This window comes from Pseudomonas sp. NPDC087690 (genome assembly GCF_044743175.1).
Lineage (GTDB): Bacteria > Pseudomonadota > Gammaproteobacteria > Pseudomonadales > Pseudomonadaceae > Aquipseudomonas.
The window spans coordinates 122,412-134,010 of sequence record NZ_JBIUVX010000004.1; the positions used below are offsets into that span (position 1 = coordinate 122,412).

General features: G+C 59.4%; 13 protein-coding genes. 5 read left to right on the plus strand and 8 right to left on the minus strand.

Annotated elements, in window-relative coordinates; genetic code table 11:
- Positions 1–4: 4 nt before the first annotated feature.
- The 3 genes from scpB to rluB all read left to right on the plus strand — a co-directional run bounded on the left by scpB (position 5) and on the right by rluB (position 2,706).
- On the plus strand, positions 5–994 hold the full coding sequence (gene scpB / locus ACIPIZ_RS09015; protein WP_401165025.1) for an SMC-Scp complex subunit ScpB: 990 nt from the start codon (positions 5–7) through the stop codon (positions 992–994).
- Positions 995–1,139: 145 nt separating this feature from the next.
- The gene (locus ACIPIZ_RS09020) at positions 1,140–1,331 is read left to right on the plus strand and encodes a DUF1289 domain-containing protein (RefSeq protein ID WP_105709112.1); all 192 of its coding nucleotides are present in this window, start codon (positions 1,140–1,142) and stop codon (positions 1,329–1,331) included.
- A 154-nt stretch (positions 1,332–1,485) separates the two neighbouring features.
- On the plus strand, positions 1,486–2,706 hold the full coding sequence (gene rluB, locus ACIPIZ_RS09025; protein ID WP_064390821.1) for a 23S rRNA pseudouridine(2605) synthase RluB: 1,221 nt from the start codon (positions 1,486–1,488) through the stop codon (positions 2,704–2,706).
- A 189-nt stretch (positions 2,707–2,895) separates the two neighbouring features.
- On the opposite strand, the gene ACIPIZ_RS09030 is transcribed toward rluB, so the two are convergent.
- Together ACIPIZ_RS09030 and ACIPIZ_RS09035 are read right to left on the minus strand one after the other, a co-directional pair.
- Positions 2,896–3,861 carry a leucyl aminopeptidase gene (locus ACIPIZ_RS09030; protein WP_401165026.1) on the minus strand — a complete coding sequence of 322 codons (966 nt, stop codon included), beginning with the start codon at positions 3,859–3,861 and terminating at the stop codon, positions 2,896–2,898.
- Between the two features lie 70 nt (positions 3,862–3,931).
- Entirely contained in the window at positions 3,932–4,066 is a 135-nt protein-coding gene (locus tag ACIPIZ_RS09035; RefSeq protein ID WP_064390823.1) for a hypothetical protein, read from the minus strand.
- A gap of 892 nt (positions 4,067–4,958) precedes the next feature.
- On the opposite strand from ACIPIZ_RS09035, the gene ACIPIZ_RS09040 reads away from it, so the two are divergent.
- Both ACIPIZ_RS09040 and arfB read left to right on the plus strand, forming a co-directional pair.
- Positions 4,959–6,371 (plus strand): amino acid permease, encoded by a 1,413-nt coding sequence (locus tag ACIPIZ_RS09040; RefSeq protein ID WP_122661552.1) that lies wholly within the window; start codon positions 4,959–4,961, stop codon positions 6,369–6,371.
- Between the two features lie 227 nt (positions 6,372–6,598).
- On the plus strand, positions 6,599–7,012 hold the full coding sequence (gene arfB, locus ACIPIZ_RS09045) for an alternative ribosome rescue aminoacyl-tRNA hydrolase ArfB (protein ID WP_401165030.1): 414 nt from the start codon (positions 6,599–6,601) through the stop codon (positions 7,010–7,012).
- Here arfB and ACIPIZ_RS09050 read toward each other — a convergent pair.
- The 6 genes from ACIPIZ_RS09050 to phhA form a co-directional block, all read right to left on the minus strand.
- Positions 7,009–8,196, minus strand: a complete 1,188-nt coding sequence (locus ACIPIZ_RS09050) for an MFS transporter (protein WP_177330960.1) — start codon at positions 8,194–8,196, stop codon at positions 7,009–7,011. The two genes, arfB and ACIPIZ_RS09050, sit on opposite strands and share 4 nt — an antisense overlap.
- A 114-nt stretch (positions 8,197–8,310) precedes the next feature.
- Entirely contained in the window at positions 8,311–8,493 is a 183-nt protein-coding gene (locus ACIPIZ_RS09055) for a hypothetical protein (RefSeq protein ID WP_038364048.1), read from the minus strand.
- Positions 8,494–8,564: 71 nt separating this feature from the next.
- Positions 8,565–8,696 carry a hypothetical protein gene (locus tag ACIPIZ_RS09060; RefSeq protein WP_016987951.1) on the minus strand — a complete coding sequence of 44 codons (132 nt, stop codon included), beginning with the start codon at positions 8,694–8,696 and terminating at the stop codon, positions 8,565–8,567.
- 355 nt (positions 8,697–9,051) lie between these two features.
- A complete protein-coding gene (locus ACIPIZ_RS09065) occupies positions 9,052–10,245 on the minus strand; it encodes an amino acid aminotransferase (RefSeq protein WP_401165033.1) in 1,194 nt (397 codons plus the stop codon).
- A complete protein-coding gene (locus ACIPIZ_RS09070) occupies positions 10,245–10,601 on the minus strand; it encodes a 4a-hydroxytetrahydrobiopterin dehydratase (RefSeq protein WP_003222798.1) in 357 nt (118 codons plus the stop codon). Before ACIPIZ_RS09070 ends, ACIPIZ_RS09065 begins: the two co-directional genes overlap by 1 nt.
- 69 nt (positions 10,602–10,670) lie before the next feature.
- Positions 10,671–11,462, minus strand: a complete 792-nt coding sequence (gene phhA, locus ACIPIZ_RS09075) for a phenylalanine 4-monooxygenase (RefSeq protein WP_064390827.1) — start codon at positions 11,460–11,462, stop codon at positions 10,671–10,673.
- Positions 11,463–11,599 lie beyond the last annotated feature (137 nt).

Consider the following 11,599-nt stretch of genomic DNA (forward strand, 5'->3'; position numbering starts at 1 on the left):
AAACATGAACCTGACTGAACCCCGCGAGCTGGCGCCCCTGCTTGAAGCCTTTCTGTTGGCCTCGGGAAAGCCGCAATCCCTTGAGCGCCTGTTTGAACTGTTTGAAGAAGGCGAGCGGCCTGAGCCTGCGGTCTTCAAGAAAGCCCTGACGCTGCTGGGCAAGTCCTGCGAGGGCCGCGCGTTCGAGCTCAAGGAAGTCTCGTCGGGCTACCGTTTGCAGATTCGCGAGAAGTTTTCGCCGTGGGTCGGCCGACTCTGGGAGGAGCGCCCGCAGCGCTATTCCCGTGCGCTACTGGAAACCATTGCATTGATCGCCTATCGCCAGCCGATCACCCGTGGCGAGATCGAAGACGTGCGCGGTGTGGCGGTGAACAGCAACATCGTCAAAACCTTGCTGGAGCGCGAGTGGATTCGTGTTGTTGGTTATCGTGATGTGCCGGGTAAACCGGCAATGTTTGCGACTACCAAGATGTTTCTCGATCACTTCAACCTGAAAAACCTCGAAGACCTGCCGCCATTGGCCGAACTGCGCGAAATGGAAACCGACCCGGTGCTCGATTTTGACGACGCACCGGTGCCGCAGAGTTTGCAGGAGTTGGCCGACGCCAGCGCCGAGCCCGAGGAGGAGAAAGAGGAAACCAGTTTCCATACGCTGTTGCTGGAACTGGACAGCATGGAGGAGGGGATCAAGACCGACTTCGACGATTTGCTGCGCGATGCGGCGGATGGTGAGGCACCGACGGTTGAAGCAGAAGTTGAGTCTGAGCCTGAGCCACAGATCGCCGAGCCAACCATCGAAGTTGAACTCGAAGCTGTGCCCGAAGCCGAACCGGAAGAGGACATTCTCGGCGTCGCTGAGGCCCGCGAGAAATTGTTGGCCGCCGTCGCTGCCCTCGAACAACCCACGCCAAAGCCGGAGCTAAGCGAAGAAGAAGCCGAAGCCCGCGCCCTGGCCGAAGCGATCGAAGCCGAACGCCGCGAGTTCGAAGACTGATGCGATTCCAAGGACACCGCGAACCCCCTGTAGGAGTGAGCCTGCTCGCGATTGCGGTGTATCTGCCAAGAAGATGTCGACTGACACACCGCAATCGCGAGCAGGCTCACTCCTACAAAGGATTTGTGTTTTTCCGGAGAAGGCGATGAGTTCCACCAAAGACCCCTGCATCAGCGTCTGCAAATTCACCGACGACATCTGCCTCGGCTGCGGCCGCAGCAAGCGTGAAATCAAGGCCTGGAAGAAACTCGACAAGGACGACAAGCGCACCGTACTGGCCGAAGCCGCACTGCGCCTGATCAAACTTGGTGGCGCCGGTCGGCGGAAAAAGAAATAACTGTCGATCGATCAGCTAGTCTCTGATGCGCGACGGCGCACATCCGCGTATGATTCGCGACCCTTCGCCGATCCCTTCGGCCGAGAACCCAGATTTCAATGCTTCAGGCGCTCAATTCAGAGCGCCTGAACAGACCACACCGGGAGGTGCCCAGATGAGTGACATCAATCAGAAAGACGACCAGGAAATCGGCCCAGCAGGCGAAAAACTGCAGAAAGTCCTCGCCCGTATCGGCGTCGGCTCGCGCCGTGACGTGGAATCCTGGATCAGCCAGGGCCGGATCAAGGTCAATGGCAAAGACGCCACCCTCGGCCTGCGCGTCGACATGCACGACGCCATCACCATTGATGGCAAGGTGATCAAGCGCGAAGAGGCGGCCGAATCGGTACGCCGCGTGATCATGTACAACAAACCCGATGGCGAGATCTGCACCCGTGACGACCCGGAAGGCCGTCCGACCGTGTTCGACAAGCTGCCGCGTCCGAAAGAAGGCCGCTGGATCAACATCGGTCGTCTCGACATCAACACCACTGGTCTGCTGATGTTCACCACCGACGGTGAGCTGGCCAACCGCCTGATGCACCCGTCCTACGAGATGGACCGTGAGTACGCCGTGCGTGTACGCGGTGAAGTCGACGACGAAATGATCGAGCGTCTGAAAGCGGGCGTGGTGCTGGAAGACGGCCCGGCCAAGTTCACCGACATCAAGCAGGCGCCGGGTGGCGAAGGCTTCAACCACTGGTACCACTGCGTGGTGATGGAAGGTCGTAACCGTGAGGTTCGTCGCCTGTGGGAATCGCAAGGTCTGGTGGTCAGCCGTCTGAAGCGCGTGCGTTTCGGTCCGGTGTTCCTCAATTCCGACCTGCCGATGGGCCGCTGGCGCGAAATGAGCCAGTACGAAGTCGACATTCTCAGTGCTGAAGTCGGCCTGACGCCGGTGGCGATGCCGCAACTCAACGCCAAGAGCAAAGACAAGCTTGAGCGTATGCAGCGCAAATCGTCGCGCCCAATGGGCAAGACCGAGCGCGTACGCACGCTGCGTCCAGCCGCTGGCGCGCCGACCGGCCCACGTCCTAGCCGCGAGCCGCAGATCGAAGGCGAGCGTCCAGGTCGCAAGCCGGTTGCCCGCGACGGCGAGCGCGCTCCGCGTCCGGCCAACGGTCGTACTGAGCGTGGCGAGCGTGGTGCACCTGCCGGTCGTGGCACGCCAGTGGCGGATCGTCCAGCAGACACCACCAACAAGCGCCCGGCCAAGCCTGCGCCGAAGCGTCCGGGGATCAAGCTGGCTGATGGCGACAAGCCGTCGGGCAAGCGTCGCGGCGCACCGGCAGGGTCTGGTCAGCGTCCGGGGTTTGGTCGCAAGAAGCCTGAGTGATCGGGTTTAGCGCCGAATGAAAAAACGCCAACCGCAGGGTTGGCGTTTTTTTTCGTCTGGCGCACACCGATCGTTCCAACGCTCTGCGTGGGAATGCCTCAACGGACGCTCCGCGTTCGGCTCTAGAGGGACGCGGAGCGTCCCGGGCTGCATTCCCACGCGGAGCGTGGGAACGATCAGGTGCCGGCCCTAAAACACAAAGCGCCCATCAAACACCGGCTTGTCATCCAGCGCCAGCACCCCGCCCGAGAAGATCAAGTCCAGGTGATGACTGCCCTTGGCCCCGCCACCCAACCCCAGATGCAACCCACAATGCCGCTCCTCAAACCCGGCATTGCGCGCATACAAATCCTTCACGCCTTCATTGGTGCCAATCCCCAACTCTTCAATCCGCCGATTCGACGGATTGGCATCCAGATACTTGTTGAAATCATGCTCCAGCCCCGGCACATCAGTGGCGATGCGGCTGATGGTCGAATTCTCGATCCACAGTTCCAGCGGCGATTCCAGCACGCCGTATTTGCGCGCAAACGGGATGGTGCTGAGGAACGTGCCCTTGAATTTCACATGGCCGTTTATGGCCTCGCTGTGCGTGGCTATTTCACCCGGCGCGAGGTCGAAGTTGCCGACACCGTTGATGTCGGTCCATTTCTTGATGCTGCTCAGCGGCGTTTCAAACCATGAGCCGTCATCGTCCTTGAAACTCAGCGTGGTCGCGTGGGACATGCGCTGGATCAAATGGCTGTTCAGACCGGCAATCCGCTGCGGCGTGACGCTGAAGGTGTCGTAGAAATACTCGCCGTAGTCCTTGAACAGCAGCGACTTCTTCCAGTTTTCCGCCATCACGCCTTGCAGCGCACGGACAAACTCCGGGCCTTCTGGGCGCGGGTTGGGCAGGGTGGAAGAGTCGTAGAAGAAAATGTACAGATCGCTGTCGGTGATTGCCGAAGTCAGCGTCGCGGTGCTGTCGAGGTCCAGGCGCCGGGCGCTGAACGTGAAGCGTGGATGATCGCCAGCCTGTTCGGCGATGGCGCCGGCCAGCGCTGCGTAATCAGCCGTATGGCCGAGCAGTACCTTTGCCGAGTCGAGGCCGGCAAGGGCTGGGTGATGTTCGAGGTAGTAAAGGAAATGCGAGATCGCGCGGGGCTTATCCATGAGTCCTCCCTGACTGACCGTGAAGAAAGCGGCAGGCACGACCGGCCGGATCGTGCCTGCCCGGGATGTCTTACAGAGGCCACATCGCCGTGCCGAACGGAACCACCGCGTCGGCTTGCATCATTTCCACAGCCGCCTCGTGGGTCGGTGCTTCAAACCATTCGTCCAGCTGCAGTTCGGTGTCCAAGTCTTTTTCCAGTTGCATGGTCGATCTCCTAGATGACTTTCACGGTTGTGACTGGCCGGTCGAGGTGGCCGGCGAGACGTGAAGAACCTAGTTCAAGGTTTTTTGTAATGCAAAAAATTATTTATTTAAAATTTAAATAGACTTTTTGTTCTGTTTTTAGGCTGCGTTTTTCTTATTTAAAAACAAAAAACTAGCGACCAATTTCATTAGCAAGCTTGCTACCGTCAATTTGCAGACGTCCTACAGAAATCTCTGAAGAGGAAATTATTCGTTACGTAGCGTAAAGAAATATTTACGAAAACCGCGGTAAAACCCAGTGAATCAACCTCGGTGCGGGCGCTGTAAGGAAAAGCTGCCGAAGCCTTGCCTGCCAGGCGCCTTGCGAGGCTCTGGCGCGCTTGTTTCAAAGGCATTTGCAGGGTGTGATGCGCCCCATGCCTGTCGTGCAGGTGCATAACAACAAGGAGGCGCAATGAACGCCGTGACTGATTTCCACTTCTCTCCGTGGGACGGTTTTTTCCTCGTCCGCGTCGATGGCTTGCAAAGGCCTGACTCAATTTTTGCAGCCGCCCGAGGTTCTCGTGGCGGACACACGCAATCCCGGCAACCGCCACGCTGATCCAGCGGGGTCTGGCAGCAGGGGGTTAGCGGTGTACAATGCGCCGCGTTTTAACTGTGACCCTCTGCGTAATCGCGCAAATCTCAAGGCTAACCGCCTTGTTCACTCCGTGGCGCCACAAGCGTTTCGGGTTCGATTTCGTCACAGATAAAAACAAACAGGTGACGCATGACCGTTGTAAATGAGCTGAACTCCTGGTGCCTGCGCTGGGGTTTGATCGGGGCTGCCTGAAATCGCAACCTTGCAGCAACGTCTACTGAACATCATCAAACCTTGCGTGAGACCTTTTTCATGAGTGGACAACCCTCGCAATCAGGTACGCTTAAACGCGGCCTGAAAAATCGCCACATTCAACTGATCGCCCTCGGTGGCGCGATCGGTACCGGATTGTTCCTCGGCTCGGCCGGGGTGCTCAAATCCGCCGGCCCGTCGATGATCCTCGGCTATGCCATCTGCGGCTTCATCGCCTTCATGATCATGCGCCAGTTGGGCGAAATGATCGTCGAAGAGCCGGTGGCCGGTTCCTTCAGCCATTTCGCGCACAAGTACTGGGGTGGCTTCGCCGGCTTCCTGTCGGGCTGGAACTGCTGGATTCTGTACATCCTGGTAGGCATGTCGGAGCTGACCGCGGTCGGCAAGTACATTCACTACTGGGCGCCGGACATTCCGACCTGGGCTTCTGCGGCAGCCTTCTTCGTGCTGATCAATGCGATCAACCTGGCCAACGTCAAAGTCTTCGGTGAGGCCGAATTCTGGTTCGCAATCATCAAGGTCGTGGCAATCGTCGGCATGATTGCGCTGGGCAGCTACCTGCTGGTCAGCGGCAACGGCGGCCCGCAAGCCTCGGTGAGCAACCTGTGGTCCCACGGTGGGTTCTTCCCCAACGGCGTCAGCGGTCTGGTGATGGCCATGGCGATCATCATGTTCTCCTTCGGTGGTCTGGAAATGCTCGGTTTCACCGCAGCGGAAGCCGACAAGCCAAAAACCGTGATCCCGAAAGCGATCAACCAGGTGATCTACCGGATCCTGATTTTCTACATCGGTGCACTGGTGATCCTGCTGTCGCTGACCCCATGGGACAGCCTGCTGGAAACCCTCAATGCGTCCGGTGATTCCTACAGCGGCAGCCCGTTCGTACAAGTGTTCTCGATGCTCGGCAGCAACACCGCCGCGCACATCCTCAACTTCGTGGTACTGACTGCGGCATTGTCGGTGTACAACAGCGGCACCTACTGCAACAGCCGTATGCTGCTGGGCATGGCCGAGCAGGGCGATGCGCCGAAAGGTCTGGCGAAGATCGACAAGCGCGGCGTGCCGGTGCGTTCGATTCTGGCTTCGGCAGCGGTGACCGTGATTGCGGTGTTGCTGAACTACCTGATCCCGCACAGTGCGCTGGAACTGCTGATGTCGCTGGTGGTTGCGACGTTGGTGATCAACTGGGCGATGATCAGCTTCTCGCACTTCAAGTTCCGTCAACACATGAACAAAACGAAGCAGACGCCGCTGTTCAAGGCCCTGTGGTACCCGTACGGCAACTATGTCTGCCTGGCGTTCGTGGTGTTCATCCTTGGCGTGATGCTGTTGATCCCGGGGATTCAGATCTCGGTGTACGCGATTCCGGTGTGGGTCGTGTTCATGTGGGTTTGCTACGTGATCAAGAACAAGCGCAGTGCGCAAGCTGCGGTGCCTGCGACCGCCAAATAATCGCGCGCGCAGAAACAACAAACCCGGCCAAGTGCCGGGTTTGTCATTTTCAGGATTCACACAAAACCCCTGTAGGAGTGAGCCTGCTCGCGATAGCAGTGTGTCAGGTACAAATTCGTCTACTGATACACCGCTATCGCGAGCAGGCTCACTCCTACAGGGGATCTTCGTCAGGCCTCGCATCGGTTTCGCGGTATCCTGCACGCTCTGAATACGGACGCTTCTCCATGCTGGTGATTTCCAACAATGTGCATCTGCCGGATGCCGAGATCGAATTGACCGCCATCCGCGCGCAAGGCGCCGGCGGGCAGAACGTCAACAAGGTCTCCAGCGCCATGCACCTGCGCTTCGACATCCCGGCCTCGTCCTTGCCCGAGTTCTACAAGGAACGGCTGCTGGCGCTGCGCGACAGTCGCATCACCAGCGACGGCGTGTTGATCATCAAAGCGCAGCAATATCGTACGCAGGAGGCCAACCGCGCCGATGCGCTGGAACGACTGGTCGAGCTGATCCTCATCGCCACCAAAGTCGAAAAGAAACGTCGCCCGACCAAACCGACCCTCGGCTCCAAGAAGCGTCGGCTTGAATCGAAGACCAAGCGCGGCAGCATCAAGGCCGGGCGCGGCAAGGTGGATTTCTAGTCCTCGCGATACTTGGTGGTGTGCTTGTACAGATACACGCTTAACGCCAGTCCGCTCAACGCGGCGAGGGCGGCGAAGAGGAAGATCGAGGCAAAGCCGAATCCTGCGGCAATCGCCCCGGCCAGTGGGCCGGTGATCCCCAGCGACAAATCGATGAACAGTGAATAAGCGCCGACCGCCGCGCCACGGCTGGATGCCGGTACCAGGTTCACCGCCTCCACGCCCAGCGCCGGGAACACCAGCGAGAAGCCGAAACCACTTAACGCCGCACCGGCCAATGCCCAGTGCGCGTCCGGCGCCAGCCACAACAGCAGCAGGCCGAGGGTTTCCACTGACAGGCAGGCAATCGCCACGCGGAAGCCACCGAGGCGATTGATCAAGTTGCCAAACAGCAGGCGCGCGCCAATGAAGCTGGCGCCGAACAGGCTCAGGCACAGCACCGCGTTTTCCCAATGCTGCGTCGCGTAATACAGGGTGATGAACGTGGCGATGGTGCCGAAACCGATCGAGCCCAGCGCGAGGCCGCACCCGTGGGGAAACACTTTGCCGAGCACATGCATGAACGGCAGGCGCTCGCCGGCGACAATCGGTGCCGGTGTTTTCGGCCAGGCCAACAGCAGCCCCAGCGCGGCGAGCAAGATGATGCTGACGCCCATGCTCCACAAACCCAACTGGCCGACCAGCCACACGCCGAACGGCGCGCCGACCGCCAGTGCGCCGTAACTGGCGATGCCGTTCCAGGAAATCACCTTGGCCGTGTTTGCCGCGCCCACGCGGCCAATGCCCCAGCCAATCGAGCCTGAGCCCACCAGGCTTTCGGCGCTGCCCAATACCAGTCGACCGATCAACAGGCTGATCAGGCTGAGTGTCGGCAGGTTCGGTGTCCACGCCGAAATCAGCATGAACACGCCGCTCAAACCACAACCGGCGAGGCCAATCATCACGGCGCGTTTGCTGCCCTGGTTGTCGATGATCTTGCCGGCATACGGGCGGCTGAGCAGGGTGGCGAGGTATTGCACGCTGATCACCAGGCCGGCGATCACCGCGCCGAAACCGAGATCGCTGTGGACATAGCCGGGCAGCACCGCCAGCGGAATGCCGATGTTCAGGTAACCGATAAAGGTGAAGAGGACGATGGAAACGACTTGCAGCGTAACCGCCAGGGGGCGCTGGGGCTCGGACATAGAGGACGACATGGGTAACGATCCACGGGAACGGCAGATTAGATAGGCTGCTTATGATACCGGCGCGGAGCACTCTGGGGCGGGAAAAGTAAAACTATTTACCCGGTGGTCGCTTCAGGACTTGGCCGGGGCAACCAGTTGCGTGGTGACCAGCGCCGCCAGGGCATTTTCTTCGCTGCCAAATCGAGCGAGCAGGGCGGCTTGTTTCTCGGGAGAGAGCCGGTTCCAGATGTCGATCATTTTCTCGGTGGCGCCGATCAGTACGGCGGCTTGGCTTTCAGAGAATTCGTCGGTCATGGCGGGCTCGAAGTTTCAGGCAGTGTGGAAAGCGCATGTTAGCGCTTTCCACACGGTCTGTACGACGGGTCTTACTCTTCGTTGTCGGCCGGACGGCTCTCAACGGCTTCTTTCGGCTCGGGCTGCCCCGCGCCGGCTTGTTGCGTGGTCGTCTGCTCAGGTACGTGCAGGCTTGGGAAGGGGAGATTAGGAATCTCGTGCATGGTTGCGCTCCTCGCTAAGTCTGTTGATAGATCTGGTCGATCCGCGCTTTTGGAAAGCCTGCGCAGGATACAGCAGGAAAAATGACAATCAGACTTTTAATTCAAAATAATGCGACAGATGGCCGCAGGGGAGGCCCAGAGGAGAGATTGATCGCTCCAACGCTCTGCGTGGGAATGCCTCAATGGACGCTCTGCGTCCGCTGTTGGGACGCAGAGCGTCCCGGGCTGCATTCCCACGCGGAGCGTGGGAACGATCAACTGTAGGAGCTGCCGGAGGCTGCGATCTTTTGATCCTGCTTTAGAAACAAGATCAAAAGATCGCAGCCTTCGGCAGCTCCTACAGGTTATTGCGGTGTTATTGGCTGACGTCAGCGATAGCCTGAGCCAGCAGCGCAAGGCGGGTGGCATCGATACCGGCGACGTTCGCCCGGCCCGAGCTGACCATGTACACGCTGTGATGCTCGCGCAGTTGTTTGACTTGCTCCGGCGACAGGCCGGTGTAGGAGAACATGCCGCGCTGCACGCCAATGTGCGCAAAACGCTCACGCAAACCGTGAGGCTCCAGCGCTTCGACCAGGCCGCTGCGCAGTTGCGCAATGCGCAAACGCATGGCTTCCACTTCATCGGCCCAGCGCGCTTTCAGCTCCGGGTCGGCGAGGATGGTCGCGACTACAGCAGCACCGTGATCCGGTGGCGTCGACCACAGGTTACGGGCGATGTTGGCCAGTTGGCTGCGGATGTCGATGAGCTTGTCGGCGCTTTTCGCGCAGACGATCAGTGCCCCGGTGCGGTCGCGATACAGGCCGAAGTTCTTCGAGCAGGAGCTGGTGATCAGCAGCTCGGGAACTTCGGCGGCGAACAACCGGGTCGACCACGCATCCTGTTCCAGACCATCGCCAAAACCCTGGTAGGCAAAGTCAATCAGCGGCAGCAGGTTGCGCCGGCGCACCACATCGAGCACGCGCTGCCAGTCGTCGTGACTCAAGTCAAAGCCGGTCGGGTTGTGGCAGCACGCGTGCAGCAGCACCACATCGCCTTTGGGCACTTCATTGAGCACGGCGAGCATGGCTTCGACGTCGAGACGGTTGTCACTGCCCACGTATGGGTAGTGGCTGACCTTGACCCCGGCTGCGGCGAAGATGGTTTCGTGGATCGGCCAGGTCGGGTTGCTCAGCCATACGCCTTTGCCCGGCAGGCACTGGGCGATGAAGTCAGCGGCCAGACGCAGGGCACCGGTGCCGCCCGGGGTCTGCGTGGCGCCAGCACGTTGTTCGGCAATCAGCTTCGAGTCGCCACCCAGCACCAGCTCGTTGATGACTTTACCGAATAGCGGGTTGCCGTGGCCGCCGATGTAAGTCTTGGTGTCCTGGCTTTCGACCAGGCGCGCTTCGGCGATTTTCACCGCCTCAGGGATCGGCGTCAGGCCTTGGGCATCCTTGTAGACGCCAACGCCCAGGTCGAATTTGCGCGGGTTGCTGTCCTGCGCATACGCCTCCATCAAACCGAGGATCGGGTCGCCGGGGACCCGGCCGATGGCGTCGAAGTGCATTACTTGCGTCCTTCTGCGGTCTTGGCCACTTCGTCAGTGCGCGCGGCCATGATGAAGTCGTTGCGGTGCAGGCCTTTGATCGAGTGGCTCCACCAGGTCACGGTGACTTTGCCCCACTCGGTCAGCAGGCCCGGATGATGACCTTCGGCCTCGGAGATTTCGCCGACGGCGTTGGTGAACGCCAGTGCGTGCTTGAAGTTCTTAAACAGGAAAACTTTCTCCAGCTGCATGATGCTGTCGCGAACTTCGATGTTCCAGTCAGGGATCTGCTTGATCAGGATCGGCAGTTCTTCGTCGCTGACTTGTGGCGCATCGGCGCGGCAGGCTTCGCAGTGGGCTTGGTTCAATGTGGACATGGTCTGTTCCTGAATTCGATTCTTGTTGGAAATTACTATCTTTGCACGCAAGTCGCGAGCGGGTTCTGCTCAGGCCGCTTTCGGCTTGGGCGGAAATTTCGGCGCGTGCAGACCCAGCTGCATGCCTTGTCTGACCATGGCCATAATGTCTTCATGAGCCACGTCGAACAGGCGCTTGAGGTTCGGCAGGACAAAGTACAGCGGTTGCAGGATGTCGATGCGGTATGGCGTGCGCATCGCTTCGAGCGGGTCGAAGACTTGATGCTCAGGCTCGTCCGACAGCGAATAAACGGTTTCTTTTGGCGAAGACAGAATGCCGCCACCATAGATGCGTTTGCCTTGCGGGGTGTCGACCAGGCCGAACTCGATGGTCATCCAGTACAGGCGCGCCAGATAGACGCGTTCTTCTTTGGTCGCCTGCAGGCCGAGCTTGCCGTAGGTGTGGGTGAATTCGGCGAACCACGGGTTGGTCAGCAGCGGGCAGTGGCCAAAGATCTCGTGGAAAATGTCCGGCTCTTGCAGGTAATCCAGTTCCTCGCGGGTACGGATAAAAGTCGCGACGGGAAACTGCTTGCTGGCGAGCAATTCAAAAAATGTCTGGAACGGAATCAGCGCCGGGACACGGGCGACCTGCCAACCGGTGGTCTCGCCGAGCACCTTGTTGATCTCGCCGAGTTGCGGAATGCGGTCGTGGGGCAGACCGAGTTTTTCGATACCGTCCAGGTACTCCTGGCAGGCACGCCCTTCGATCACTTTCAACTGGCGGGTGATCAGCGTGTTCCACACCGCGTGTTCTTCGGCGGGGTAGTCGATAAAACCTTGCGCATCGGGCTCGCGGGCCACGTATTGCGTCTGCTTCATACTGCTCTCCTGCTAGGGGAATTCGTTCTTGTTATGTCCAGCGATGGATTCAGAATTACCTGAGAGTGGGGTGGTATGCAGTAGGTGGTTACGCGCTCGCGTAGGAAAAATCGGTGGATTTCGTAAATTATTCGTTA

Bases quoted from the DNA above. Each gene is read 5' to 3' on its own strand.
- ACIPIZ_RS09035 (WP_064390823.1), bottom strand. From the start codon at position 4,066: ATGCAACTGGAAAAAGACTTGGACACCGAACTGCAGCTGGACGAATGG.
- ACIPIZ_RS09065 (WP_401165033.1), bottom strand. From the start codon at position 10,245: ATGCACTTCGACGCCATCGGCCGGGTCCCCGGCGACCCGATCCTCGGT.
- scpB (WP_401165025.1), top strand. From the start codon at position 5: ATGAACCTGACTGAACCCCGCGAGCTGGCGCCCCTGCTTGAAGCCTTT.
- ACIPIZ_RS09050 (WP_177330960.1), bottom strand. From the start codon at position 8,196: ATGTCCGAGCCCCAGCGCCCCCTGGCGGTTACGCTGCAAGTCGTTTCC.
- ACIPIZ_RS09030 (WP_401165026.1), bottom strand. From the start codon at position 3,861: ATGGATAAGCCCCGCGCGATCTCGCATTTCCTTTACTACCTCGAACAT.
- ACIPIZ_RS09040 (WP_122661552.1), top strand. From the start codon at position 4,959: ATGAGTGGACAACCCTCGCAATCAGGTACGCTTAAACGCGGCCTGAAA.
- rluB (WP_064390821.1), top strand. From the start codon at position 1,486: ATGAGTGACATCAATCAGAAAGACGACCAGGAAATCGGCCCAGCAGGC.
- ACIPIZ_RS09060 (WP_016987951.1), bottom strand. From the start codon at position 8,696: ATGCACGAGATTCCTAATCTCCCCTTCCCAAGCCTGCACGTACCTGAG.
- phhA (WP_064390827.1), bottom strand. From the start codon at position 11,462: ATGAAGCAGACGCAATACGTGGCCCGCGAGCCCGATGCGCAAGGTTTT.
- ACIPIZ_RS09020 (WP_105709112.1), top strand. From the start codon at position 1,140: ATGAGTTCCACCAAAGACCCCTGCATCAGCGTCTGCAAATTCACCGAC.
- ACIPIZ_RS09055 (WP_038364048.1), bottom strand. From the start codon at position 8,493: ATGACCGACGAATTCTCTGAAAGCCAAGCCGCCGTACTGATCGGCGCC.
- arfB (WP_401165030.1), top strand. From the start codon at position 6,599: ATGCTGGTGATTTCCAACAATGTGCATCTGCCGGATGCCGAGATCGAA.
- ACIPIZ_RS09070 (WP_003222798.1), bottom strand. From the start codon at position 10,601: ATGTCCACATTGAACCAAGCCCACTGCGAAGCCTGCCGCGCCGATGCG.